Here is a 25367-nt window from a genome sequence, read left to right on the forward strand (position 1 = left end):
CGACGGAACGGTTGCAGGCTGCGACCGACCCGTCGACGGGATGCCGTTTCGCGGTCAAGAGGCGTCGGCCCCGGTGGCACATCGGTAGCGTGGATGCCATGATCGCCGCTCCCCGCCTGTCGCTGTCCGACGGCTCCACGATCCCGCAGATCGGCATCGGCACCTACAAGGTGCCCGCCGACGTCACCGCCGATCTCGTCGAGGGTGCCCTGGCCGCGGGCTACCGCCACGTCGACACCGCCGCCCTGTACGGGAACGAGGCCGAGGTCGGGCAGGGACTGCGCGCCTCGGGCCTCGACCGTGACGAGGTCTTCGTCACCACCAAGGTGTGGAACGACGACCAGGGCTTCGACGCGACGCTCCGCGCGTTCGATGCGAGCAGCGCACGTCTGGGCCTCGACCGTGTCGACCTCTACCTCATCCACTGGCCCATCCCCAGCGCTGATCGCTACGTCGACACGTGGCGCGCGCTGCTGCGGTTGCAGCAGGAAGGGCGGGCCACCTCGATCGGCGTCAGCAATTTCGCGATCGCGCACCTCGAGCGCCTCCACGACGAAACCGGGGTGCTCCCCGCGGTGAACCAGGTCGAACTGCATCCGCGCTTCCCCCAGAACGGTCTCGTCGACTGGGACGCGGCGAACGGCATCGTCACCGAGTCATGGGCGCCGCTGGCGCGCGGCGGATTGCTCGACGAGCCCGTGCTCGTGCGGATCGCCGAGCGTTACGGCAAGACCCCCGCGCAGGTCGTGGTGCGCTGGCATCTCGACCGGGGGCTCGTCGTGTTCCCCAAGTCCGTGTCGCTCGAACGCATCCGCGAGAACGGCGACGTGTTCGACTTCACGCTCGACGCCGACGACCACGCCGCCATCGCCGGTCTCGACACGGGCGAGCGCACCGGGCGCGACCCCGCCCTCGACTGAGTCCGCGTCCCGCGTGACGGCCGCGCGCCCGTCCGCGTGGGAGACCGGGCGACGCGGCGTGGACGAGACGGCATCCGGTCGCTACGCGTCCAGCCGCGCATAGCGCGCACGGAAGATCGTGAACACGCCGTAAGAGAGGAACCCGAGCCCCACGAGCGTCGCGAGGAACGGGCCCGTGGGCAGCGCGACCAGCGCGGACACCGCCCCGTCGAGACCGCCCGCCGTGTCGGGCTCGATCCGCACGGCGGCGATGACGAGTAGCACCCCCACGATGACGAGCGCCACGCCCTTCGCGAGGAATCCCACTACGCCCAGTGCGCTGAGCACGTGTCCCCCCGCGCCGTCGGGCAGTCGTACCTTGCCGCGGAACGAGCGCCGCAAGCCCATCCACCCGAACCCGATCCCCACGCCCGCCACGGCCAGCCCCACGACACCCAGCACGAAACCGCCGATGGGGAGGGTGAGCACGACTCCGCTGGCGTCCTCGGCGGCCTGCTCTGCGTGGGGGCGGGCACCGAGGGCGACGGATGCCGAGATCACCCCGATCACGACGAAGACGATGCCCTGGGGTGCTTCTGCGGCGATGCGCGCCACGCGCTTCCACCCCGACAGCCCGCGCGGGGCGACGGCCTGCAGCAGATGCCAGCACCCCAGGGCCACGAGGCCGACCGCTAGCGCCCCCAGCGCGAGCGCCCCCAGCGGGAGCGCCGCCACCGCGCGGAACGCCCCGGTCTGATCGGTGTCCTCGGCGGCCCCGAAGCCCACGGCGAGCACGAGCCCGCCGACGAGCAGATGCAGGATGCCGTTGGCGACGTAGCCCGCGCGGGCGGCGACGCGGAAGGCGGGGTTGGCCTCGGCGTCGCGCGCGACGGAGCGAGCGGAGGAGGGCATCCCGGAACCGTATTGCCTCTTCCTTCCGAGCACCACTCGCTTGCGCACGCGCGGCGAAACCCCCCGCGGCCGGCATGGTGGGGCCGCCTGTGGGGTTCCTTCAAGGATTACGGCGAACGGGTGAAGATCATGTGTCGTTCCCGTTCCGCCTTGGCGCCACGGCGTGCGACTCATTACGGTCGGAAGGTGCCCGAGAACACCTCTGAGCTGCGTCCCACCCACCCGCTGGCCATTGCGCCCGTCGTCGCCCCCGCGGCATCCGTCGACGGCTTCGCGAAACAGTTCCTCCAGAACCTGAACTTCGATCAGGGCGTCACGCTGTCGAACTCCGACGTCAACGACCAGTACCTCGCACTGGCCTACACGGTGCGCGACTACCTCATGGCGCGGTGGTTCGACGATCGCGCGCAGCAGAAGGCCCAGCAGAACAAGACCGTCTGCTACCTCTCGGCCGAGTACCTGCTGGGTCGACAGCTCGACAACAACCTCCTCGCCTCGCGTCTGACCGACATCGCCACCGAGGCGCTGGCGCAGTGCGGCATCGACATCGACGACCTGCGCCAGGTCGAGATCGAGCCCGGTCTCGGCAACGGCGGTCTCGGCCGCCTCGCCGCGTGCTTCATCGACTCGCTCGCGACGATGAGCGTCCCGACGATCGGCTACGGAATCCGCTACGAGTACGGCATCTTCCGCCAGGCGTTCGCCGACGGTCAGCAGATCGAGCAGCCCGACGCCTGGCTGCGCATGGGTTCACCGTGGGACTTCGCCCACCCCGAGGCCGCGCAGACCGTCTCGTTCGCCGGTACGACCGAGACGTACGACGACGACGGCGTCGAGCGCACCCGCTGGGTCCCCGAGTGGAACGTCCTCGCGGTGCCGTACAACATGATGGTGCCCGGCTACCACAACGGCCGCGTCAACACCCTGCGCCTGTGGCGTGCGGTGGCCACCAACGCCTTCGACCTGCACACCTTCAACTCCGGCGACTACGTCGAGTCGGTGCGCGCGCAGACCTTCGCCGAGAACATCTCCAAGGTGCTCTACCCCGAGGACTCCACGCCCCAGGGCAAAGAGCTGCGTCTGCAGCAGCAGTACTTCTTCGTCGCCGCCTCCATCGCCGACTTCATCGGCAACGTGCTGCCCGAGGACTTCGACATCGACAAGCTCCCCGAGCGCGTCATCTTCCAGTTGAACGACACGCACCCCGTCATCGGCGTCCCCGAGCTCATGCGCGTGCTGATCGACGAGAAGAAGCTCGAGTGGGATGCCGCGTGGGCCATCACCCAGAAGTGCTTCGCGTACACCTGCCACACGCTGCTGCCGGAGGCGCTCGAGGTCTGGTCGGTCGACCTGCTCGGGCGGCTGCTGCCGCGGCACCTCGAGATCATCTACCGCATCAACGACGAGTTCCTCCTCGAGGTCCGCGAGCGTTTCGGCGACGACGAGATGCTCATCCGCAACATGTCGATCATCGGCGAGCACCCCTCCCGCTCCGTGCGGATGGCCTATCTCGCCACGGTCGCCGGCTCCAAGGTCAACGGCGTCGCCGAGCTCCACTCGCAGCTGCTGCGCGACAACGTGCTCAAGGACTTCGCCGAGATGTGGCCCGACAAGTTCACCAACGTCACCAACGGCGTCACACCGCGTCGGTTCCTGCGGCTGGCCAACCCCGAGCTGTCCGATCTCATCACCGAGGCGCTCGGCGCGGGCTGGACCGTCGACCTCGAGCGTCTCCGGGGCCTGGAGGCACTCGCCGACGACACCGACTTCCGCGAGCGGTTCGCCGCGGTGAAGGCCTCGAACAAGCGGCGCCTGAGCCGCGTGCTGGAGGCACGGGGCGAAGCGCCGCTCGATGACGGCCACATGCTCGACGTGATGATCAAGCGCCTTCACGAGTACAAGCGGCAGACGTTGAAGGTGCTGCACATCGTCAGCACCTACGAGGGCATCGTGTCGGGCCGTCTCGACGTGGATGCCGTGCAGCCGCGCACCTTCCTCTTCGGCGCCAAGGCCGCCCCCGGTTACGGCATGGCCAAGCGCATCATCCACCTGATCAACGCCGTCGGCGAGGTCGTGAGCGCCGACGAGCGCGTCAAGGGCAAGCTCAAGGTGCTCTATCCCGCCAACTACAACGTCACCCTCGCCGAGCGCATCATCCCGGCCGCCGACCTGTCGGAGCAGATCTCGCTCGCCGGCAAAGAGGCGTCGGGCACGGGCAACATGAAGCTCGCGCTGAACGGCGCCCTCACCATCGGCACCGACGACGGCGCGAACGTCGAGATCCGCAAGCTCGTCGGCGACGACAACTTCTTCCTGTTCGGCATGAGCGAGCCCGAGGTCGAGGCGCTGTGGGCCGAGGGCTACCGCCCCGCCGACTTCTACCAGGAAGACGACGAACTGCGCCGCGCGATCGACCTCATCGCATCCGGGGCGTTCTCCGACGGCGACCGATCGATCTTCGAGCCTCTCGTGTCGAACCTGCTCTACGACGACCGCTTCATGGCGCTCGCCGACTTCCGGTCGTACCTCGACGCGCAGGACCGTGTCGACGCCGCCTACGCCGACCAGGATGCCTGGGTGCGCTCGGCCATCCTCAACGTGGCGCGGAGCGGCTATTTCTCGTCCGATCGCGCCATGCGCGATTACCTCGATCGCATCTGGCACGCCACACCCATCAGCTGACGCGGACTCCGGATGCCGCGGCCCGGGCGCTCGCCCGAGGTCGCGGCATCCGTCGTTCCGGGTCAGCGCCTGCCCGCCCGTACCGGCAGCACGGCGCGCACCGGTTCTGCACCCCCGTGTCCGTCCTGGCAGGAAGACGCCGTCCGGTGACCGACGCGCGGCTGTCGCGACCGGTCCGTCGGCGACAGAGTGGGAGTCGACCCGACCTCGGAGGACCCGTGCAGATCAGCGATTTCGCCGTTCCCGACACCCCCGCCGCCCGCGGCGCGCTGGCACTGGCGACGGAGTACCAATCGCCCGCGATCACCGCGCACGCCGTGCGCTCCTGGCTGTGGTCCGAGGCGTTCGCCGTGGTGGACGGCATCCGGGACATCGATCACGAGCTGCTCTACGTCGCCGCCGTGCTGCACGACATCGGCACCGTGACCGCCTACGACAACCACTCGCTGTCGTACGAGCACGCGGGTGGACACGTCGGCATCGCCCTCACCGCGGGCGCGGGATGGCCGCGCGAGCGCCGCCTCCGCGTGCTCGACGTCATCGTGCGCCACAACTGGCCGTGTGTGGACCCGTCGATGGATGCCGAGGGCCACCTGCTCGAGACGGCCACCGCGCTCGACATCTCGGGCGCCCGTCCTGACGCCCTGCCCGAGCCGTTCCTCCGCGAGGTCCTCGAGGCGCACCCCCGCGGGGCGCTCGCCGCGGAGTTCGGCACGTGCGTCGTGGATCAGGCCGCCCGCAAGCCCGACACGGCGGCTCGACGACTCGTCGACGGGGGAGTGGTCGCGAAGCTCGCGGCGAACCCGCTCGAGCGGCTGTGAGGCGTGGCGAGGGGGAGTCGAGCGGTGCCCGGGTCGCGGGCGATACGGCATCCGGGTATCGTAGGAGGGTTGTCGGCGCCGGTCGCGTCGACGAGAGCTGAATAACGGAGGGCCTTGTGGACATCGATCTCGCACTTCTCAAGACGATCGAACGCGAGAAGGAGATCCCCTTCGACGAACTCGCGCGCATCATCGAGCAGGCGATCCTGACCGCCTACGCCAAGCACATCTCGCCCGAGGGGGAGATCCCGGTGGGCGCCCGTGCATCGCTCGATCGCAAGACCGGTCACGTGGGCATCTTCACCGCCGTCACCGACGACGAGGGTGCCGTCATCGGCGAAGAAGAGCAGGCCCCCGACGACTTCGGCCGCATCGCCGCGTTCGCCGCGAAGCAGGTCATCAGCCAGCGTCTGCGCGACATCGCCGACGACGCCGTGCTGGGGGAGTTCCGCGGCAAGGAAGGCGACATCGTCGCCGGCGTCGTCCAGCAGGGCCCGAACCCGCGCATGGTGCACGTCGACCTCGGCTCCGTCGAGGCGATCCTCCCCCCCGAGGAGCAGGTGCCCGGTGAGACGTATGCGCACGGGTCGCGCCTGCGCGTGTACGTCACCAGCGTCTCCAAGGGCAACAAGGGTCCGCAGATCACCGTGTCGCGCACCCACCCCGGCCTGGTGCGCAAGCTCTTCGCTCTCGAGGTCCCCGAGATCGCCGCGGGTCTGGTCGAGATCGTGTCGCTCGCCCGCGAAGCCGGCCACCGCTCGAAGATCGCCGTCAAGGCGAACGACCCGACAGTCAACGCCAAGGGCGCCTGCATCGGCGAGCTGGGCCGCCGCGTGCGCGCGGTCACCGAGGAGCTCGCGGGCGAGAAGATCGACATCATCGACTACGACGCCGAGCTGCCTCGCTTCGTCGCCAACGCCCTGTCTCCCGCGAAGGTGACCTCGGCGTTCGTCCTCGACGCCTCGACGAAGGCCGTCCGCGCATCGGTGCCCGATTACCAGCTGTCCCTCGCCATCGGCAAAGAGGGGCAGAACGCCCGCCTCGCCGCGAAACTGACCGGCGCGAAGATCGACATCCAGCCCGACAGCATCCTCGAAGACAACTGAGCGTCCGTCGCTGGGGCGACGGCGAGGTGTACGATGGAACCAGTACGAACGTGCGTCGGATGCCGCGCACGCGCCCCCCGATCCTCGCTTCTGCGTGTGGTCGCCCACGGATCGATCCTCGTCGCTGACGAGGGAGCGGTCCTGCCGGGACGGGGAGCGTGGGTGCACGAGACGGACGCGTGCGTGAGGAAAGCTCTCACGCGTCGCGCCTTCGTACGAGCATTGCGTGTGTCAGGCCCGCTTGACACGCAGACCTTCGAATCACACCTCCAGCGAAAAGGCTGAACGGCTATGGACACGAAGTGAACGGCTCGAAATGAGACCCGTCCGCAACTAGCGGTCTGCCCTGTCCGGGGTAGGCCCTCAGACAGGAGAATTGTGGCAAAACCACGCGTGCACGAGATCGCTTCCGAGCTCGGCGTCGACAGCAAGGTCGCGCTTGCGAAGCTGAAGGAGCTCGGCGAGTTCGTCAAGAGCCCCTCATCCACCATCGAGCCCCCCGTGGCTCGTAAGCTCCGCGCCGCCCTCGCGGCCGAGAGCTCCTCCGGATCCTCGGATGCCAAGTCCGCCGCGCCCGCGGCGCGTCCCGCATCCGGCGCCCGCCCCGGACCCGCGCGTCCCGCGGCGACCCCGGGCGCCCGTCCCTCGGGCCCCCGTCCCGGACCGGCGAAGCCCGCCGCGGCACCCGAGCCCGCGGCTCCGGCCGCGCCCGTCGCCGCTCCGGCTGCGTCGGCTCCCGCCGAGACCACCCCCGCTCCGGCCGCTCCCGCGGCCACGCCCGCTGCGGACGCAGCGGCTGCGCCGGCCACCCCGTCGTCGCCGCCGAGCCCGGGTTCGACGGCTCCCAAGCCCGGTCCCAGCTCGCCCCCGCGTCCCGGTGGCGCCCGTCCCGGAAACAACCCGTTCGCCTCGGCGCAGGGCATGGGTCAGCGGCCCTCCGGCCCCCGTCCCGGCAACAACCCCTTCGCCTCGGCGCAGGGCATGGGTCAGCGGCCGACACCCGGCAACATCCCCCGCCCGCAGGCCCCGCGTCCGGGTGCCCCGCGCCCCGGCGCTCCGCGTCCCGGTGGTGCAGGTCGACCCGGCGGTGCCGGTCGTCCGGGCGCTCCGTTCCAGCAGCGTCCCGGCGGTCCCGGTCGTCCCGGCGGTGCCGGTGGCGGCTTCCAGCGCCCCGGTGGCGCCCCCGGTGCTCCCGGTGGTGGCGGCTTCGCCGGTCGCCCCGGCGGCGGTGGCGGTCGCGGCCGTGGCCCCGGCGGTGGAACCGCTGGTGCCTTCGGTAAGGGCGGCGGCAAGTCCAAGCAGCGCAAGTCGCGTCGGGCGAAGCGGCAGGAATTCGAGATGCGGTCGGCGCCGGTCGTCGGCGGCGTCAACGTCTCCAAGGGCAACGGCGAGATCATCCGCCTGCGCCGCGGTGCGTCGATCTCGGACTTCGCCGACAAGCTCGAGGCCCTGCGCGGTTACAACGTGCAGCCCGGCACGCTCGTCACCATCCTGTTCAACCTGGGTGAGATGGCGACCGCGACCGAGTCGCTCGACGAGGCCACCTTCGAGGTGCTCGGCGCCGAGCTCGGCTACAAGATCCAGATGGTCTCGCCCGAGGACGAAGACAAGGAGCTCCTCGAGGGCTTCGGTCTCGACCTCGATGCCGAGCTCGAGGCCGAGAGCGAGGACGATCTCGAGATCCGTCCTCCCGTGGTCACCGTCATGGGTCACGTCGACCACGGTAAGACGCGACTGCTCGACGCGATCCGTCAGACCAACGTGGTCGCGGGCGAAGCCGGTGGCATCACGCAGCACATCGGTGCGTACCAGATCTGGACCGAGCACGAGGGCATCGAGCGCGCGATCACGTTCATCGACACCCCGGGTCACGAGGCGTTCACCGCCATGCGTGCCCGTGGTGCGCAGGTGACCGACATCGCGATCCTCGTGGTCGCGGCCGACGACGGCATCATGCCCCAGACGGTCGAGGCGCTGAACCACGCCCAGGCGGCGAACGTGCCGATCGTGGTCGCGGTCAACAAGGTCGACAAGCCCGACGCCAACCCGGCCAAGGTGCGCCAGCAGCTCACCGAGTACGGTCTGGTCGCCGAGGAGTACGGCGGAGACGTCATGTTCGTCGACGTGTCGGCCCGACAGAACCTCAACATCCAGGCCCTCCTGGATGCGGTGCTGCTCACCGCCGACGCCGGGCTCGACCTCACGGCCAACCCGAACAAGGCGGCCCGTGGTGTCGCGATCGAAGCGAAGCTCGACAAGGGTCGCGGTTCGGTCGCCACGGTGCTCATCCAGTCCGGAACGCTGCGCGTCGGCGATGCGATCGTCGCGGGCACCGCGTACGGCCGCGTCCGCGCGATGATGGACGAGAACGGCGACGCCGTCGACGAGGCCTACCCCTCGCGTCCCGTGTCGGTGCAGGGTCTGAACTCCGTGCCCCGCGCCGGTGACGTGTTCATCGTCGCCGAGGAGGACCGCACCGCCCGTCAGATCGCCGAGAAGCGTGAAGCCGCTCAGCGCAACGCCCAGCTGGCCAAGGCCCGCAAGCGCATCTCGCTCGAGGACTTCACCCGCGCTCTCGAAGAGGGCAAGGTCGAATCGCTCAACCTCATCATCAAGGGTGACGTCTCCGGTGCCGTCGAGGCGCTGGAGGAGTCGCTGCTCAAGATCGAGGTCGATGACAGCGTCCAGCTGCGCATCATCCACCGCGGTGTGGGTGCGATCACCGAGTCGGACATCAACCTGGCCACGATCGACAACGCGATCGTGATCGGCTTCAACGTCCGTCCCGACACGAAGGCCCGTGAGCGCGCCGCCCGCGAGGGTGTCGACGTGCGGTTCTACTCCGTCATCTACAACGCGATCGACGACGTCGAGCAGTCGCTCAAGGGCCTGCTCAAGCCGGAGTTCGAAGAGGTGCAGTCGGGTGTCGCCGAGATCCGCGAGGTGTTCCGCTCCTCGAAGTTCGGCAACATCGCCGGTGTCATCGTGCGGTCGGGAACGATCACGCGAAACGCCAAGGCTCGCGTCATCCGCGACGGTGTCGTGCTGGCCGATGGCCTGGCCATCGAGTCGCTGCGCCGCTTCAAGGACGACGTCACCGAGGTGCGTACGGACTTCGAGGCCGGTATCGGTCTCGGCAAGTTCAACGACATCCAGATCGGTGACGAGATCGAGACGACCGAGATGATCGAGAAGCCGCGAGGCTGATCACATCGAGCGGGGGTCGCGTCTTCGGGCGCGGCTCCCGCTTCGGCCTGCGGGGTGTGCATCCCCGAGAGCAGAGCGGGGCCTCCACCCCGATGCTCTCGGGGATGCACACCCCTCCGGCCTACGCTAGGGGCGGCATCCTCGACGGACGCCCACCCGCTGCGTCACCCGCGGCGGTACACAAGAAGGAGAAGGCAGTGGCAGGGGAACGACAGGCCCGCGTGGCCGACCGCATTCGCGTGGTGCTCGCTGAGCGGCTCGAGAAGGGGCTGCGCGACCCGCGGCTCGGATTCGTGACGATCACCGACGTGCGCGTCACCGGCGACCTCCAGCACGCGTCGGTGTTCTACACCGTCATGGGCGACGAGGCGCACCGCAACGACACCGCGGCGGCGTTGAAGTCGGCGACCGGCATGCTGCGCAGCGAGGTGGGGAAGAACCTCAACACGCGTCTCACCCCGTCGCTGGAGTTCATCCTCGACGCGATCCCCGAGAACGCCGACCACATCTCCGCGCTGCTGCGCGAAGCGCGTGAGCGCGACGAGTCGGTCGCCGGACTCGCGGCGTCGGCCGCGTACGCCGGCGACGCCGACCCGTACGTCAAGCCGCGTGACACCGACGAAGACGACGACGACCTCGATGACGACGACGAGGACGAAGACGAGGACGACACGCGGGCCTGAGCCCGTCGCCTCGACGGCCGGATGCGCACCCCGAGCGGGTGGCATCCGGCCGTTCGTCGTCATACGGGCGTGCAGGCGCTCCCGGCGTGCGCAGCCCCCGAGCTCGGGGCGGACGGCGCGGTCACGGGTGCGTTGTCGGGCGGCCACGGCGCCACGCGCGGCCGGGAGGGGCACCGAGGATGCGCCGTCGTCGCGACGCGGCGGCCGCAGCGAGTCAGGATGCCGGATGGCCCGGCAGGCGAAGGACGCCGTCGAGCGCCTCCGCGAGGCCGTCCGCCACGAGTGAGTCGATGGCGCGATCGCGCTGGGCGGCGTCCGGCCAGTCGGCAAGCACCGCGAACAGCGGCACGGGGGAGGGGGCGGCGTCGCGGAGCACCCTGAGCACCGCGCCACGCGCCTGTCTATCGCTGCCCTCGTAGGTCGCCTGCTTGCGGCGACGATCCTCCGATTCCGGGTATCCCGCCGCACGCCACGCGCACTGCGCGGCGAGGGGGCAGAGTTCGCACTTCGGTGACCGGGCGGTGCAGACGATCGCGCCGAGCTCCATCGCCGCGGCGTTGACCACGGCCGACGCGGCGACGTCGTCGGGGAGCTCCGCCTGCATGGCCTCGAGGTCGCGGCGGTGGGGTGGGCCGGGCTGCGCGCGTCCCTCGACGGCGCGGGCCAGGACGCGACGCGTGTTGGTGTCGACGACCGGATGCCGGTCCCCGTACGCGAACACCGCCACCGCGCGGGCGGTGTAATCGCCGATGCCGGTGAGCGCGAGGAGCGCCTCGACATCGCGCGGCACGACGCCGTCATGCCGGTCGCGGATCTCGACCGCCGCCCGGTGCAGCCACAGCGCGCGACGGGGGTAGCCGAGGTTGGCCCACTGGGTCACCGCGTCGCCGGGCGGCGAGGCGGCCAGATCCGAGGGGGTGGGCCACCGCGCGAGCCACGCCTCGAGGTGCGGGATGACCCGCGCCACCGGGGTCTGCTGCAGCATGAACTCGCTGACGAGCGTGCCCCACGCGCCGAATCCCTCGCGTCGCCAGGGGAGGTCGCGCGCCGCCTCGCCGTACCAGGCGATGAGCGGGGCGGCGAGTCCTGGCATCCGTCCAGCCTACGAGCGCCCGAGCGGCCCGTCGGCCGTCACGCATAAACGCGATCCATGCGCAGAAACACGGTGACAGCGCGTTTATGCGCACGGATCGTGTTTATGCGTGGGCTAGCGCTGGTCGGCGGGCCCGCGTGGGAGCCGGCACGCCGGTCGGCGTGATGCGCGGGGCGCCGGTCGACGGGGCGCGCGCGAGGCGACGGTCCACGTACGCGCCGGCGGCGTCGTGCACTGCCAGCGTGGCCGGGTCGCCGGCCGGGTCGGCGTCGTCGGCACGCATAAACACCGTTGGTGCGCAGAAACACGGTGATAGCGCATTTATGCGCACGGATTGTGTTTATGCGTGGGAGCGGAGCGGCGGAGTGTCCCCGCGGGCCGCCGGTTTCCGTGGGTGAGGGAGGGGGGCGCGGCGGCGAAAGTAGGCTGGGGACATGTCGTCGTCCGAGAACACCGCCCGTGACCTGCAGCGGAGTCTGCTCGGCCTGATGCGGCAGAACAGCCGCGCGGGGCGCGCCGTGGTCGCCGTCGACGCGCTGGACGCCGTCGCAGCCGGCGTCTTCGCCGACGACTTCGCGGCGGCCGTGGAGCAGGAGGGAACGGCCGTCTTCCGCGTTGCCGTGGCCGATGGTGCGCCCCACGCCCGCGAGCGTTTGATCGCTCCCTTCCGCGCGGGCGAGCCGTTCGGTCCGGGCGAGGTCGCTCCCGCCGATGCGGTACTCGTCGTCTCGGGACGCTTCCTGCACACGTCCGAGGTGCGGGGTCTGTGGAATTACTCCGTCTGGCTCGAGAGCAACCCGCCGATCGGTGCGTCGCGTCCGGAGCTCCCGGATGCCGAGAAGCAGTACCTGCGGACGACCCGGCCGAAGGCGGCCGCCTCGGTCATCGTCGAGAACTCCGACCCGGCCCACCCCGCGCAGGTCTTCGGAGACTTCTGCTGATGGTCCGTGCCGGCATCCTCCTGGTCGACAAGCCGGGGGGCATCACCAGTCATGACGTGGTCTCTCGCGCGCGCCGCGCGCTCGGCACCCGCAAGATCGGGCACGCGGGCACCCTCGACCCCATGGCGACGGGGCTGCTGGTGCTCGGTGTCGAGGGCGCGACGCGGCTGCTGACCTACATCGTCGGCGCCGACAAGACGTACGAGGCGACCATCGTGCTCGGCATCGCCACCGACAGCGACGACGCCGACGGGGTCGAGACGGAACGGGCGGATGCCGCGACCGTGGCCGCGGTCGCCGACGAGGCGATCGCCGCCGGGATCCGCGCGCTCACGGGCGAGATCGAGCAGGTGCCGAGCACCGTCTCGGCCATCAAGGTCGGAGGTCGCCGTGCGTACGACCTCGCCCGCGCCGGCGAAGAGGTCGAGTTGAAGGCCCGACGCGTGACGGTGTCGCGCTTCGACGTCCGTGCGATGCGCCGCGGCGACAGCGTCGTCGAACTCGACGTCGTCGTCGACTGCACGAGCGGCACCTACATCCGCGCTCTCGCCCGCGACCTCGGGCGCGCGCTCGGCGTCGGCGGTCACCTGACGATGCTGCGCCGCACGCGCATCGGGTCGTTCGACGTGACCGCCGCGGCATCCGTCGACGACGTCGCCGAAGACGCCCTCATCGCGCCCGCGACGGCCGCGGCGGTGGTCGTCGGAGCCCTCGCCGTCGGGGCGGACGAGGCGCGGGACCTCCGCCACGGCAAGCGCATCGACGGCGGAGGCCGCCTGACGGGAGCCGTGGCCGCCGCGATCGATCCCGACGGCCGGCTGGTCGGCATCGTCGAGAGGCGCGGGACGCAGCTCAAGAGCGTCATGAACATGCCCGAGGAGGCCGCCCGATGATCCTGTGGTTCACGCTCGCGCAGGTGGGCATCGCGGTGCTCGCCGGAACCGTCGCGATCGTCGCGGGTCTCGTCGGACGCCGGCCGGGAGACGTCACGGTCGGATCCCTCGCGCTCATCGAACTCCTGCTCATCGTGCAGATCGTGGTGGCGATCATCGCCCCGTTCGCGGGCAACCCGCCGTCGGGAAGCCTGCTGGAGTTCTGGACCTACCTCGTCTCCGCGGCGCTGGTGCCGGTAGCGGGGGTCGCGTGGGCACTGATCGAACGCAGCCGCTGGAGCACCGTCATCATGGGCGTCGCGGCCCTCGCGGTCGCCGTGATGGTGTGGCGCATGCACGTCATCTGGACGGTGCAGATCGCTTGAGCGGGCCCCGGATGCCAGGCCGCGGGCGCACCGCTCGGGTCGGTCGCCGGAGAACTAGAATCGAGGGGTCATGGCATCCACCACTCCCACCCGCACTCGGGGGATGACCGGCATCGGCCGTGTCCTCGTCGTCGTCTACGGCATCATGGCGCTCGCCGCCACGGGCCGCTCCTTCGTACAGATCGCCCGAGAGTTCGACGACGCCCCCGTGGCGTACTCGCTGTCGGCGCTCGCCGCCGTCGTCTACATCGTCGCGACCCTCGCCCTCATCTTCTCGGCGCGCCCCGCCTGGTATCGCGTCGCATGGATCGCGATCGGCTTCGAACTCGTCGGCGTGCTCATCGTGGGAACGTTGAGCCTCGTCGACCCCGCGCTGTTCCAGCACCCCACGGTCTGGTCGGTGTACGGCTACGGCTACCTGTTCATCCCTCTGGTCCTGCCGTTCCTCGGCCTGTGGTGGTTGGTGCGCCACCGCCGGGCGACGACATGATCGTGTTCCGCGATCCCGCCGAGGTGCCCGCGGACTTCGGCCCGTCGGTGGTGGCGATCGGCAAGTTCGACGGCGTCCACACCGGCCACCGCGCGGTGATCGACCGGGCCCGCGTCGACGCGTCCGACGGCGCGCGGGTGGTCGCGGTGACCTTCGACCGCAACCCGCTCAGCGTGCTGATGCCCGAACGGTGCCCGCCCGACGTGATCGGACCGCACCAGAAGCTGGACCTGCTCGAACGAGCCGGCGTCGACGCCACTCTGCTCCTCACCTTCGACGATGCGTTGGCGTCCATCGCGGCGGAGCAGTTCGTCCTCGGCATCCTGGTCGACGCCCTTCAGGCGCGCACGGTGCTCGTCGGGCGGGACTTCCGCTTCGGCGCGGGCGGTGCGGGCGATCCGGCCCTGCTCGAGCGGATGGGGGCGGAGCACGGTTTCCGTGTCGACGTGGTCGACGACGTGCGCGCGGTGCACGCCGACCGTCGCGTGTCGTCGACGTGGATCCGCGAGGCGCTGTCGGCCGGCGACGTCACCACCGCCGCACGCCTGTTGGGGCGCGCTCCGTCGGTGTGGGGCGAGGTCGTGCACGGGTTGAAGCGCGGGCGGGAGCTCGGCTACCCGACGGCGAACCTCTCGCCCGACCTCGAGGGCTTCGTGCCTGCGGACGGCGTCTACGCAGGCTGGCTCATCGACGTCGACGGGGCGCGCCGCACCAGCTACCCCGCCGCGATCAGCGTCGGCACCAATCCCACGTTCGACGATGTGCACTCCCGACAGGTCGAGGCGTACGTGCTGGATGAGACCGGCCTCGACCTCTACGGGCACCACGTCGAGGTGCGCTTCGTCGAGCGTGTCCGCGGAATGACCGCCTTCGACGGGATCGACGCTCTGCTGGTCCAGATGGCCGACGACGTGGAGCGCACGCGCGCGATTCTGCGCTGACCGGCGCACGCCGGCCCGGCGCGGGCGCCGACGCACGGCATCCGTCCGCCGGAGAGTCGGGGGCGTGGCATCCGCTGACCGGAGCGCCGCGGGCGTGGCATCCGGGGCTTCGACGGGTCAGTCGCTCCGCGACAGGTGATTGCGGATGCCGAGGAACGACGCCGCGGCCCCCAGCAGCATCAGTGCGGCGGTGAAGATGGCGGCGCGATGGAACCCGTCGAGGTCGAGGGATCCGCCCACGACCGCCGAGACCGCCGCGATCGCGAGCAGTCCGGCGACGCGGGAGACGGCGTTGTTCACGGCCGACGCGATGCCCGACCTCTCGGTCTCGATCGCACCGAGCACGGCGGCGGTCAGGGGAGAGACCGTCGCCGTCAGGCCCAGGCCGAAGAGGACGATACCGGGGAGCACCTGCGTCCAGTAGTCGAAGTCCTCGCGGACGCTCAGCAGCAGGAGCGAGCCGACGGCCATGAGGACCGGCCCGAGGGTCATGAACAGCCGCGGACCGTACCGCCCGGCGAGGGCGCCCATGCGCGAGCTCAGCAGGATCATGAGGATGGTGCTGGGCAGCGAGGCGAGGCCGGCGAGGGTCGCGGACAGGCCCGCCCCCTGCTGCAGGTACACGCTCACGACGAAGCCGTTCAGCGAGAGTGCGGCATAGACGAACACGGTGGCGAGGTTGCCCGCCCAGAAGTTGCGCGCGCGGAACAGGTCGAGCGGCATCATCGGGTCGCGGGCGAGACGCTGACGCACGATGAAGCCGACGAAGGCGGCGGCGCCGACGAGTCCCGGCACCCAGATCACGGGGGACGCCCACCCGAGGTTGGGTTGCTCGATGAGCGCGAAGACGACGCCGCCCAGACCGACGGCGCACAACACCGCCCCGACGATGTCGACGCGGGCGTCGGGGCGACGGTGATCGCGGTGCCCGAGGCGCACGAGGAGCCACATCGTCACCGCGATCGGCACGACGTTCACGAGGAATGCCAGGCGCCACGACAACGTGTCGACGAAGACGCCGCCGATGAGGGGACCGGCGATGATCGCGATGGTCGTCGCTCCGGTCCAGATGCCGATCGCGCGGGCTTGCGCGGGCCCCCGGAAGGTGGAGGTGATGAGGGCGAGGGAGCTGGGCACCAGCAGTGCCCCGGCGACTCCCTGGAGCGCGCGCGCCACGATGAGGAACTCCGCCGTGGGTGCGGCGGCGATCGCGACCGAGGTGATGCCGAAGCCGATGAGGCCGACGCGCAGCACGACGACGCGACCGAACACGTCGCTCAGCGACCCGGCGACGAGGATGAAGGCGCCGAGCGTCACGAGGTAGGCGTCGACGACCCACTGCTGGGTCGACAACCCGCCGCCGAGTTCTCGGGCGATGGCGGGGAGGGCGACGTTGACGACGGTGCCGTCGAGGAACGACACGAAGGAGGCGAGCACGGCGATGGTGAGCACCGTGCGCTGTTCGCGGGTCATCGTCTCGGCCATCGTCCCAGAGTAGGGTCGTGCGGTCGCGGCGGGATAGGGCTGGCGGTCCGGCGGCGCGAGGCTTCCCACGCCCTGGGAATACCCCCAGGGGGTATCGTGTTCCTGACCGGGTGACCGAAGGAGGAGCCATGGGCGAGAACACGGATGCCACCGCACCCACGAGCGAGGCGGTGCTCGACATCGAAGGCATGACCTGTGCGAGCTGCGTCGCCCGCGTCGAGAAGCGATTGGGTCGGGTGCAGGGGGTCGAAGCCGCGGTGAACCTCGCGACCGAGACGGCCCGCGTGCGCTACCCGGCCGGGCTCGACACCACCGCGCTGGTCGAGGCCGTCCGCGCCGCCGGCTACGACGCCACCGTCCGCACGAGGGCGGCCCGGGTCTCCGCGACCGGCACTCCCGCATCCCCGCCGCCGCCCGCCGCTCCCGCCGTCGAGGCGGGCACCACGGATGCCGGCACCCCTTCGCCCAGCCCCGACGCCGATGCGCACGCCGGCGCGCACCTCGCGGCCGGAGATTCCGCCGATCACGCCGCCGGCGCGCACCTCGCGGCCGACCCGCACGCCGGCGCGCACTCCGTCACCGGTGAGGTCGTCGCGGGCCACGCCGCCGTGGACCGCGCCGCCGCCGCCGATCGCCCCGCCGATGCGCCGCACGAGGGGCACGTGCACGACACCGCCGACGCTCCCAGTGCGACGCCGCTGCGCGTGCGGCTGCGGGTATCGCTCGCGCTCGCCGTCCCGGTGGTCGCACTCGGAATGGTGCCGGCCTGGCAGTTCCCGGGCTGGCAGTGGGTCTCGCTCGTGCTCGCCACACCCATCGTGCTGTGGGGCGGGTGGCCCTTCCACCGCGCCACGCTGCGCAACGCGCGGCACGGCGCCGCCACGATGGACACCCTCATCACGCTCGGCACCTTCGCCGCCTGCATCTGGAGCGTCTGGGCGCTCGTCTTCGGCAGCGCGGGACGCATCGGCATCCGGCACGAGGTCATGCTCTTCGGGCCCGTCCACGACGCCACCTCCGTCGTCTACTTCGAGGTCGCCGCGGCGGTGACCGTCTTCCTGCTGCTCGGTCGCGTCATCGAACAGCGCTCCACGCGGCGTGCGGGTGCGGCGCTGCGATCCCTGCTCGACCTCGGTGTCCGCGACGCCGAGCTCGCCGACGGGCGTCGCGTCGACATCGCCTCGCTCGCCGTGGGCGACGACTTCGTCGTGCGGCCGGGTGCGACCGTCGCCACCGACGGCATCGTGGTGGACGGGCGCGCCTCGGTCGACGAGAGCATGCTCACGGGGGAGTCGGTGCCGGTCGATGTGGGACCGGGATCGAGCGTGACGGGCGGCACCATCGCCTCGGGTGGCCGACTCGTCGTCCGCGCGACCGGCGTGGGCGAGGAGACGCGTCTGGCCCGGATCGCGCGGCTGGTCGAGGACGCACAGCTCGGCAAGAGCCGTGTGCAGCGCCTCGCCGACCGTATCTCGGGCGTCTTCGTCCCCGCGGTCATCGTGCTGGCGGCCCTGACGCTGATCGCGTGGATCGTGGCGGGCCAGCCCGTCGCCGCCGGCTTCACGGCCGCGGTGGCGGTGCTCATCATCGCGTGTCCGTGCGCCCTGGGTCTGGCCACGCCCATCGCGATCCTCGTGGGCACCGGTCGCGGGGCTCAGCTCGGCATCCTCGTCACGGGGCCGGCGGCCCTGGAGTCGGCCGAGCGCATCGACACGATCGTGCTCGACAAGACCGGCACGCTCACGGCGGGTCGGATGAGCGTCACCGCCGTCACGGTGGACGAGGGAGCGGATGCCGTCGAGGCGCTCCGCCGTATCGCCGCCGTCGAGCGCGGGTCGGAGCACCCCGTCGCGCACGCCATCGTCGCGGCGGCAGGGGAGGGGACGGTGGCCACCGACCTCGACGCCCTCCCCGGCCGGGGGATCACGGGCAGCGTCGACGGCGTGCGCGTCTTCGCCGGTCGCCCGGCGCTCGCCGCCGACCTCGGCGCGCCGCTGTCACCCGCCCTGGCGGCGGCGGTCGCGGACGGCGAGCAGCGGGGCACCGTCGTGGTGGCCGGGTGGGCCGACGGCGACGGGATGCGCGCACGGGCGGTGATCGAGATCGCCGACACCGTGCGTCCCGAGAGCGCCGCCGCCGTCGCGGAACTCCGCGCGATGGGGTTGGAGCCCGTGCTGCTCACCGGTGACAACGAGCACGTCGCCCGCGCCGTCGCCGCTGAACTGGGCATCGAGAGGGTGCGCGCGGGGGTGCTGCCCGAGGGCAAGGTCTCCGAGATCACGGCCCTGCGCGCGGAAGGTCGCACCGTGGCGATGGTCGGCGACGGGGTCAACGACGCCGCCGCTCTGGCATCCGCTGACCTGGGGATCGCCATGGGAGGCGGGACGGATGCCGCGCTGCACGCCAGCGACGTCGCCCTCATGCGCGACGACCCGCGTGGGATCGTCACCGCGGTGCGCCTCAGCCGGCGCACCATGCGGGTGATCCGGGGCAACCTGTTCTGGGCGTTCGCGTACAACGTCGCAGCACTGCCCCTGGCGGCGCTGGGGTTGCTCAACCCCATGATCGCGGGGGCGGCGATGGCCTTCTCGAGCGTCTTCGTGGTGCTGAACAGCCTCCGCCTGCGGCGCGCGGGCTGACACCGGGAGTTCGCCTCGGCTGCGCGTTAGGGTCGAGGCGATCCCTGGAGGTTGCATGTTCCCCCTCGCCCGCACTGGTGTGGTCGGCGTCGCCGCCGCCGTGCTCGCCCTCACCCTCACTGCGTGCTTGCCCGACGCCGAGACGGACGCGGCGCCGACCTCTACGGCGGTTCCTGAGACAACCGCTTCGTCGACCACGGGTCCCGCGAAGGCCACCCCATCGGTCGCGTCGACTCCGACCGTCACTGAGCAGCCCGCGACGTCGCTGCCGACCTCCTGCGACGACATCTATTCGGCGGGGATGCGCTCGACGCTCGACGCGCTCGTACCGCCGCTGAACGATCCCGGTGTGACGCTGCTGTCCACCGACCAGGCGCCCCTGTTAGAGCTTCTGGCTTCTGTTCCGACCCTGCGCTGCACGTGGGGGGCGCCGAGCGAGGTCGGAATGGCGACGAACGTGTCGGTGATCGACACGTCCCAGATGGCCGCCGTGACAAGTGCCCTCACCGAGGCCGGATTCGGGTGCGAGACAACTGCGGTAGCGACGATCTGCCGCGTCGAACAACGCGGCGTCTCGCTCGACGACAAGCCCTACGAGCGAGGCGAGACGCAGGCGCTCTCACCCGCGACGGGTCTGTGGGTCAGCACCTCATGGATCAACGTCAACCCGGACGGCTACACCGAGGACATTCTCGCCACACTGACTCGCTGATCGGTCCGGCGAGCGGGTAGAATGGTCGCGACCCCGTCACCATCGCCGTGCGAGCCGTTTCCGGCTGAGACCCACGGCCGGGTCGCTGGCCCGCCCCTTTCGTGTGCGTCGTCCGCGGCGAGTTAGGGGTCACTGATCCACCGGTCCAGGCCGGGAACGTTCCGGGACGAGATCCCGGACGACACGCTCAGGAGGAGCATGCCGACCACGGCAACCGCCGCCCGTAGCTCGACCCAGCGGCGCAGAAAGACCACGTCATCCCGACGCGACGACGAAGCACCCGTCATCCCGATCCTCGCCCGCAAGGTGCGCGAGGTCGAGGCGAAGGCGCAGCGCGGCAAGCTCGGGCCCACCAACCGCGTCAAGTTCCAAGTGATCGCCTTCCTCGTGCGCGAGGAACGCGCACGGGTCAAGGCCGACACCGAGATCACCGACGCCGCCCGCGCCGAGCTGCTGAAGCGCCTCGACGGGGTCGCGACGATCCTCGCCAAGACGGCCGCGCGCGACACGTCGCTGATCCAACTGCTCGAGGTCGATCAGGCCACCTCTCCCGTCGCCCGCCGCATGCGTCGCGACTGGTTGCTCGAGGCCGGCTCCGAACTGCCGCCCGACGAGCTCATCATCACCGACAACGCACCCAAGATCGCCCCCGTGGTGCCGGCATCCCTCGCCGAGAAGCAGGTCATCCCGGCATCCATCGAGGCGCGTCAGATGGCCAACCCGTTCCTCGCGCCCGATCTCACGCCGCGCGCGAGCGGTGACGCCCCGCGCCGCCGCCTCGACGGCTGGGAGCTCATGGGCCCCCTCTACAAGGCGTTCGAGATCGGCGCCGGCGGCTCCGCGGCGAGCATGGAGCTGCCGCCCGTCCCCGAGTTCGACCGGCTCTCGCCGCGCGGGCTCGAGGTCATGCCGCACCAGTCGCGCTTCCTCGAGGCCGTCCGAACCGGTCACCGATCGTTCCTGCTCGCCGATGAGCCCGGCCTCGGCAAGACCGCCGAGTCGGTGCTCGCCGCCAGCGTCGCCGACGCTTACCCCCTGCTGGTCGTCGTTCCCAACGTCGTCAAGATGAACTGGGCGCGCGAGGTGCAGCGGTGGACGCCGCAGCGACGCGCGACCGTCATCTCGGGCGGTGGCGCCGACATCGACGCCTTCGCCGACATCTTCATCGTCAACTACGAGATCCTCGACCGTCACCTGTCGTGGCTGTCGTCGATCGGGCTCAAGGGCATCGTCGTCGACGAGGCGCACTTCATCAAGAACCTCTCGTCGCAGCGCTCGCAGAACGTGCTGGCCCTGGCATCCCGTGTCCGTCAGCAGACGCGCGATCCGCTCATGCTCGCCCTCACCGGTACCCCCTTGATCAACGACGTCGAGGATTTCGACGCGATCTGGCGGTTCCTCGGGTGGACCAACGGCGAGAAGCCCGGCCCCGAGCTCATGGAGAAACTGGATGCCACGGGCCTCACGCCCGCCGACAAGGCGTTCTATCCCGAAGCGCGCGAGGCCGTGATCTCGATGGGCATCGTGCGGCGCAAGAAGAAGGACGTCGCCGCCGACCTGCCCGACAAGCTCGTCGCCGACCTGCCCGTCGAGCTCGACGACGAATTCGGCCGTTCGATCCGCCAGGCCGAACGCGAACTCGGCGCGCGGCTCGCGGCCAAGTACCGCCGCATCATCGACGCGCGCGGCGACCGAGGACTCGCCGCGGGTGCGATCGACGAAGACATCGTGCGCCTCGTCGCCCACGGCGAGCTCGAGGAGAGCAAGGCCGCGGGATCGGGCAGCGAGAACGTCTTCACGATGGTCCGCCGCATCGGGCAGGCGAAGGCGCACCTCGCCGCCGACTACGCCGTGCAGCTGCAGCGTTCGGTGGGCAAGGTCGTGTTCTTCGCCAAGCACATCGACGTCATGGATGCCGCGGAGGCGCACTTCAAGGCGTCCGGGCTGAAGTCGGTGTCGGTCCGCGGAGAGCAGACCTCCACTGCCCGCCAGGCCGCGATCGACGCGTTCAACACCGACCCCGGCGTGGGGATCGCGGTGTGCTCGCTGACCGCCGCCGGTGTCGGCCTGAACATGCAGGCCGCCTCCAACGTCGTATTGGCGGAGTTGTCGTGGACCGCCGCCGAGCAGACGCAGGCCATCGACCGCGTGCACCGCATCGGCCAGGGCGAGCCCGTGACGGCCTGGCGCATCATCGCCGCGCACACGATCGACACCAAGATCGCCGAACTCATCGACTCGAAGGAGGGCCTCGCCCAGCGCGCCCTCGACGGCCAGTCGATCGAGCCCGGTTCGAGCGACTCGGTGCAGCTCTCGGCGCTCATGCACCTGCTCCGACAGGCACTCGGCAAGGCCTGACCCTCGTGTGGCGGGCGCCCCGGTTGCTTCGGCACCGGGGCGTTCGTGCGTTCGCGGCAAGCGGGCGGTTTCGGGGCGGGTTTCGTCCATCGGGGCGGGCGCTGCACGCCCCGAACGGCGCAACACGCCCCGAAACCATGGGGCGCCGGGAGGGTCGGGGCACCGAGCCTGCCTTCGGGTGGGCTGCGTGTGCGGGGGTGCAGGCGCTTCTGGTTCGGGGCGGGTTCCGCACTCCGGGGCGGGACTCTCTCGCCCCGGACGGCGAGATCCGCCCCGAACGCCCGCGTGGCCGTGCGGCGGACTGTGGCGGCGAGACGGGCGGCCGATCGCGGCACCGTGTGCGCGGCATCCCCCTTTCCGTCACCGTGTGGCAGCGGTCCCGCCCGCGGCGATAGGGTCGAAGACGGCAACGGCGCCGTCACCTCCACCCGAATCACAGCACTTGAGGACTCTGCCCATGAAGATCGGCATCCTGACCAGCGGCGGCGACTGCCCCGGGCTGAACGCGGTCATCCGTGGCGTCGTGCTCAAGGGCACGACCAATTACGACATCGAGTTCGTCGGCATCCGCGACGGGTGGCGCGGCGTCGTCGACGGCGACTTCTTCCCCCTCACGCGCCACGAGGTGAAGGGCCTGTCCAAGGTGGGCGGCACCATTCTCGGCACGAGCCGCACCAACCCCTACGAGGGCGCGCGCGGTGGTGCCGAGAACATCTCCAAGACGCTCTACGGACACCGGATCGACGGCATCCTGGCCATCGGCGGAGAGGGCACTCTGGCCGCGGCCGACCGCCTGTCGAAGGACGGCATCAACGTGCTCGGCGTCCCCAAGACGATCGACAACGACCTGCGCGCGACCGACTACTCGTTCGGCTTCGACACCGCCGTCAACATCGCCACGGATGCCATGGACCGCCTGCGCACGACGGGCGACTCGCACCAGCGCTGCATGGTGGCCGAGGTCATGGGTCGGCACGTGGGCTGGATCGCGCTGCACGCGGGTATCGCCGCGGGTGCGCACGTCATCTGCATCCCCGAGGTGCCGATGTCGATCGACGAGATCGTCGAGCAGGTCACCCGTGCTCACGACCGCGGCCGCGCGCCCCTGGTCGTCGTCTCCGAGGGCTTCAAGCTCACCGGCATGGACGAAGCCTTCAGCGACAAGGGCCTCGACGCCTTCAACCGCCCGCGTCTCGGTGGCATCGGCGAGCTGCTCGCGCCCGAGATCGAGCGTCTGACCGGCATCGAGACCCGTTCCACCGTGCTGGGGCACATCCAGCGCGGCGGTTCGCCGTCGGGCTTCGACCGCGTGCTCGCCACCCGTCTCGGGCTGCACGCCGCCGACGCCCTGCACGAGGGCGCGTGGGGTCAGATGGTCGCGATGCGCGGCACCGACATCGTGCGCGTGCCCTTCGGCGACGCCCTCGGCGAGCTGAACAGCGTTCCGCTGTACCGCTACGAGGAGGCCGCCGCGCTGTTCGGCTGAGCGCGAGCTGTCGACGCCCCGTCCCGCGTGTGCGGGGCGGGGCGTCTGCCTTGCGCGGGGGGCGTCTGCGTTGCGCGGGGGCGTCTGCGCTGTGCGGGGGCCTGCGTCCGGCTCGGTCGTCGACGAATGTCCCACTTCGTGCAGAAATCAGGGTGCATTCCCGCACGAAGTGGGACACGAATGGCGTGCCGCCGAGCTGGCCGCACGGAAGTCCCCCAGTCATGTCCCCATTGGTGCAGTTTCCGGGACGCAATCCTGCACGAGGTGGGACATGCACGGCCAGCCGTGGGGGCAGCGACTGCGGGATGAGGGGCGTGTCCTACGTGGTGCAAGTTCGGCGGGGGAGGTGCGCACCACGTGGGACATCATTCACGCCAGCCGGCGCGATGGAGCGCCTCGCGCACCTTGCGGACCGCCGGTGCGCCGTCGACCCGTAGATGATGGAACAGGATTCGGACGTGCTCCCAGCCGCACTCCCGAATGCTGTCCCACCGATCGGCATCCCTCGCGAACTGCCGCATGTCCTCCGCGTGGACCCGACCGTCGTACTCGACGCCGACCCTCCATGCCGGATAGGCCAGGTCGAGCTCGGCGACGAATCGACCGTCGACGTCCCGCAAGGTCCAGGAGATCTCCGGCTCCGGCAGACCGCTGCGAACGAGCACCAGTCGAAGGTGGGTTTCGGACGCGGAACGCGGCCCGTGACGGCTGAATGTGAGCGAGCGGGCGAGCACCTTGCCCGCTGTGTCGCCCATACGGTCGATTTCGGCGCGAAGATCGTCGGCCTCGATCCGCGGGTGCAGATCGGTCAGCAGGAAATCGGCAGCTGCAACGAGGTCGTCGATGCGCCAGATCGTCGCGCACTGTCGCCACGCCCGCACCGGGTGCTCGAGGGGCCAGCCCTCCGGGGTATGCGAGATCGCCAGGTCTCGCGCCTGAAGTCGATGGCCGTGAATGCCGACGATGCGCGGCTCTCGGCGAGGGCGGTGCGCCGATACATGGATGCCGGGGAGGCGGGGGAAGGGAGGCAGGGGCACGCCGAGCAGGCCCAGCGCGGTCTCATGGCTGAAGAATTGCCCGTCGCGGAGGCGCGGCGCGTACTCTGCGACGCGGGCGCGCAGGTCGGTGAGCGTCGGCGGCGGAGCGGTGGAACGAACACCGCGGTACGGCATCCGCATGCCGACCTGGCGCAGAGCGAATCGCGAGCGCCCCGATGCCATCGCATCCCGAACGGAGAAGATCAGCGGATCAGCGGCCATCGTCCGAGGATGCATTCATGACGGCGCGCGTCAGGGGCGTAAGGCCCTGTTGGGTGGATGGATGTTTCAATCGGCGCCCTGGGGAGGACCCCCCGACGGCCACGTATGTCCCACTTCGCGCACTTTCTTGATGCCTCACCAGCACGAGATGGGACTTGCCCTTCGGGGACGGCGGCATGTGGCCGGGAACTCGACGGCGCGTGGGTGGCGACCGTGAGCCGTGTTCCATTTCGTGCGGCTTGTGAGGTCCGTATCCGCACGAAGTGGGACACGCGCCGCTCTGCGGCGGACGCGCACCCCACGGTACGGAACGTCCACGGCGCGATACGCCGCAACGCAAACGCCGCGACGCAGACGCCGCGACGCAGACGCCGCGACGCAGACGCCGCGACGCA

General features: G+C 70.7%; 20 protein-coding genes. 16 read left to right on the forward strand and 4 right to left on the reverse strand.

The window, feature by feature from the left end; translation table 11 throughout:
- Positions 1 to 98 precede the first annotated feature (98 nt).
- Complete coding sequence (locus QRO03_RS02015) at positions 99 to 920, forward strand: aldo/keto reductase (RefSeq protein WP_285135849.1); 822 nt, start codon at positions 99 to 101, stop codon at positions 918 to 920.
- An 81-nt stretch (positions 921 to 1001) separates the two neighbouring features.
- Here QRO03_RS02015 and QRO03_RS02020 read toward each other — a convergent pair whose 3' ends face one another.
- Entirely contained in the window at positions 1002 to 1811 is an 810-nt protein-coding gene (locus QRO03_RS02020) for a DUF1206 domain-containing protein (protein ID WP_285135850.1), read from the reverse strand.
- 186 nt (positions 1812 to 1997) lie between these two features.
- Here QRO03_RS02020 and QRO03_RS02025 point away from each other — a divergent pair, with 186 nt between their 5' ends.
- From QRO03_RS02025 to rbfA, 6 genes are all read left to right on the forward strand, one after another.
- Positions 1998 to 4493: a glycogen/starch/alpha-glucan phosphorylase gene (locus QRO03_RS02025; RefSeq protein ID WP_285135851.1), complete on the forward strand. Its 2496-nt coding sequence runs from the start codon at positions 1998 to 2000 to the stop codon at positions 4491 to 4493.
- 218 nt (positions 4494 to 4711) lie between these two features.
- Positions 4712 to 5314, forward strand: coding sequence for an HD domain-containing protein (locus tag QRO03_RS02030; protein ID WP_285135852.1), 603 nt, complete (start codon positions 4712 to 4714; stop codon positions 5312 to 5314).
- Positions 5315 to 5430: 116 nt separating this feature from the next.
- Positions 5431 to 6420, forward strand: coding sequence for a transcription termination factor NusA (nusA, locus tag QRO03_RS02035; RefSeq protein WP_285135853.1), 990 nt, complete (start codon positions 5431 to 5433; stop codon positions 6418 to 6420).
- A 33-nt stretch (positions 6421 to 6453) separates the two neighbouring features.
- Positions 6454 to 6705 (forward strand): YlxR family protein, encoded by a 252-nt coding sequence (locus QRO03_RS02040; protein ID WP_285135854.1) that lies wholly within the window; start codon positions 6454 to 6456, stop codon positions 6703 to 6705.
- Between the two features lie 93 nt (positions 6706 to 6798).
- The gene (gene infB, locus QRO03_RS02045) at positions 6799 to 9627 is read left to right on the forward strand and encodes a translation initiation factor IF-2 (RefSeq protein WP_285135855.1); all 2829 of its coding nucleotides are present in this window, start codon (positions 6799 to 6801) and stop codon (positions 9625 to 9627) included.
- Positions 9628 to 9824: 197 nt separating this feature from the next.
- The gene (gene rbfA, locus QRO03_RS02050) at positions 9825 to 10310 is read left to right on the forward strand and encodes a 30S ribosome-binding factor RbfA (RefSeq protein WP_285135856.1); all 486 of its coding nucleotides are present in this window, start codon (positions 9825 to 9827) and stop codon (positions 10308 to 10310) included.
- A 214-nt stretch (positions 10311 to 10524) separates the two neighbouring features.
- On the opposite strand, the gene QRO03_RS02055 is transcribed toward rbfA, so the two are convergent.
- Positions 10525 to 11403 (reverse strand): iron-sulfur binding domain-containing protein, encoded by an 879-nt coding sequence (locus QRO03_RS02055; protein WP_285135857.1) that lies wholly within the window; start codon positions 11401 to 11403, stop codon positions 10525 to 10527.
- A 434-nt stretch (positions 11404 to 11837) separates the two neighbouring features.
- Between QRO03_RS02055 and QRO03_RS02060 the strand changes: the two genes are divergently transcribed.
- From QRO03_RS02060 to QRO03_RS02080, 5 genes are all read left to right on the forward strand, one after another.
- Entirely contained in the window at positions 11838 to 12344 is a 507-nt protein-coding gene (locus QRO03_RS02060) for a nucleoside/nucleotide kinase family protein (RefSeq protein ID WP_285135858.1), read from the forward strand.
- Complete coding sequence (truB, locus tag QRO03_RS02065) at positions 12344 to 13237, forward strand: tRNA pseudouridine(55) synthase TruB (protein WP_285135859.1); 894 nt, start codon at positions 12344 to 12346, stop codon at positions 13235 to 13237. The genes QRO03_RS02060 and truB overlap by 1 nt, the downstream gene beginning before the upstream one ends.
- Positions 13234 to 13602 carry a hypothetical protein gene (locus QRO03_RS02070; RefSeq protein ID WP_285135860.1) on the forward strand — a complete coding sequence of 123 codons (369 nt, stop codon included), beginning with the start codon at positions 13234 to 13236 and terminating at the stop codon, positions 13600 to 13602. Before truB ends, QRO03_RS02070 begins: the two co-directional genes overlap by 4 nt.
- Before the next feature lie 70 nt (positions 13603 to 13672).
- Positions 13673 to 14092, forward strand: coding sequence for a hypothetical protein (locus tag QRO03_RS02075; RefSeq protein ID WP_285135861.1), 420 nt, complete (start codon positions 13673 to 13675; stop codon positions 14090 to 14092).
- Positions 14089 to 15033: a bifunctional riboflavin kinase/FAD synthetase gene (locus QRO03_RS02080; protein ID WP_285135862.1), complete on the forward strand. Its 945-nt coding sequence runs from the start codon at positions 14089 to 14091 to the stop codon at positions 15031 to 15033. The genes QRO03_RS02075 and QRO03_RS02080 overlap by 4 nt, the downstream gene beginning before the upstream one ends.
- A 117-nt stretch (positions 15034 to 15150) precedes the next feature.
- Here the strand turns inward: QRO03_RS02080 and QRO03_RS02085 are convergent, their stop codons facing one another.
- Positions 15151 to 16518, reverse strand: coding sequence for an MFS transporter (locus QRO03_RS02085; RefSeq protein ID WP_285135863.1), 1368 nt, complete (start codon positions 16516 to 16518; stop codon positions 15151 to 15153).
- 128 nt (positions 16519 to 16646) lie between these two features.
- On the opposite strand from QRO03_RS02085, the gene QRO03_RS02090 reads away from it, so the two are divergent.
- From QRO03_RS02090 to QRO03_RS02105, 4 genes are all read left to right on the forward strand, one after another.
- Positions 16647 to 19157, forward strand: a complete 2511-nt coding sequence (locus QRO03_RS02090) for a heavy metal translocating P-type ATPase (protein ID WP_285135864.1) — start codon at positions 16647 to 16649, stop codon at positions 19155 to 19157.
- Positions 19158 to 19212: 55 nt separating this feature from the next.
- Positions 19213 to 19869 (forward strand): hypothetical protein, encoded by a 657-nt coding sequence (locus tag QRO03_RS02095; protein ID WP_285135865.1) that lies wholly within the window; start codon positions 19213 to 19215, stop codon positions 19867 to 19869.
- A 198-nt stretch (positions 19870 to 20067) separates the two neighbouring features.
- Positions 20068 to 22227: a DEAD/DEAH box helicase gene (locus QRO03_RS02100; protein WP_285135866.1), complete on the forward strand. Its 2160-nt coding sequence runs from the start codon at positions 20068 to 20070 to the stop codon at positions 22225 to 22227.
- A gap of 457 nt (positions 22228 to 22684) precedes the next feature.
- Entirely contained in the window at positions 22685 to 23713 is a 1029-nt protein-coding gene (locus tag QRO03_RS02105) for a 6-phosphofructokinase (protein WP_055957966.1), read from the forward strand.
- Positions 23714 to 24078: 365 nt separating this feature from the next.
- Here QRO03_RS02105 and QRO03_RS02110 read toward each other — a convergent pair whose 3' ends face one another.
- A complete protein-coding gene (locus tag QRO03_RS02110) occupies positions 24079 to 24972 on the reverse strand; it encodes a putative endonuclease domain-containing protein (RefSeq protein ID WP_285135867.1) in 894 nt (297 codons plus the stop codon).
- Positions 24973 to 25367 lie beyond the last annotated feature (395 nt).

The sequence above is a fragment of the Microbacterium sp. lyk4-40-TSB-66 genome (assembly GCF_030209475.1).
GTDB lineage: Bacteria > Actinomycetota > Actinomycetes > Actinomycetales > Microbacteriaceae > Microbacterium.

What these genes read in the sequence shown, in the direction of transcription:
- QRO03_RS02095 (WP_285135865.1), top strand. Translation starts at nt 19,213, where the DNA reads ATGTTCCCCCTCGCCCGCACTGGTGTGGTCGGCGTCGCCGCCGCCGTG.
- QRO03_RS02100 (WP_285135866.1), top strand. Translation starts at nt 20,068, where the DNA reads ATGCCGACCACGGCAACCGCCGCCCGTAGCTCGACCCAGCGGCGCAGA.
- truB (WP_285135859.1), top strand. Translation starts at nt 12,344, where the DNA reads ATGGTCCGTGCCGGCATCCTCCTGGTCGACAAGCCGGGGGGCATCACC.
- QRO03_RS02020 (WP_285135850.1), bottom strand. Translation starts at nt 1,811, where the DNA reads ATGCCCTCCTCCGCTCGCTCCGTCGCGCGCGACGCCGAGGCCAACCCC.
- QRO03_RS02085 (WP_285135863.1), bottom strand. Translation starts at nt 16,518, where the DNA reads ATGGCCGAGACGATGACCCGCGAACAGCGCACGGTGCTCACCATCGCC.
- QRO03_RS02055 (WP_285135857.1), bottom strand. Translation starts at nt 11,403, where the DNA reads ATGCCAGGACTCGCCGCCCCGCTCATCGCCTGGTACGGCGAGGCGGCG.
- QRO03_RS02015 (WP_285135849.1), top strand. Translation starts at nt 99, where the DNA reads ATGATCGCCGCTCCCCGCCTGTCGCTGTCCGACGGCTCCACGATCCCG.
- QRO03_RS02110 (WP_285135867.1), bottom strand. Translation starts at nt 24,972, where the DNA reads ATGGCCGCTGATCCGCTGATCTTCTCCGTTCGGGATGCGATGGCATCG.
- QRO03_RS02070 (WP_285135860.1), top strand. Translation starts at nt 13,234, where the DNA reads ATGATCCTGTGGTTCACGCTCGCGCAGGTGGGCATCGCGGTGCTCGCC.
- QRO03_RS02060 (WP_285135858.1), top strand. Translation starts at nt 11,838, where the DNA reads ATGTCGTCGTCCGAGAACACCGCCCGTGACCTGCAGCGGAGTCTGCTC.
- QRO03_RS02075 (WP_285135861.1), top strand. Translation starts at nt 13,673, where the DNA reads ATGGCATCCACCACTCCCACCCGCACTCGGGGGATGACCGGCATCGGC.
- QRO03_RS02105 (WP_055957966.1), top strand. Translation starts at nt 22,685, where the DNA reads ATGAAGATCGGCATCCTGACCAGCGGCGGCGACTGCCCCGGGCTGAAC.
- QRO03_RS02090 (WP_285135864.1), top strand. Translation starts at nt 16,647, where the DNA reads ATGGGCGAGAACACGGATGCCACCGCACCCACGAGCGAGGCGGTGCTC.
- QRO03_RS02080 (WP_285135862.1), top strand. Translation starts at nt 14,089, where the DNA reads ATGATCGTGTTCCGCGATCCCGCCGAGGTGCCCGCGGACTTCGGCCCG.
- QRO03_RS02040 (WP_285135854.1), top strand. Translation starts at nt 6,454, where the DNA reads ATGGAACCAGTACGAACGTGCGTCGGATGCCGCGCACGCGCCCCCCGA.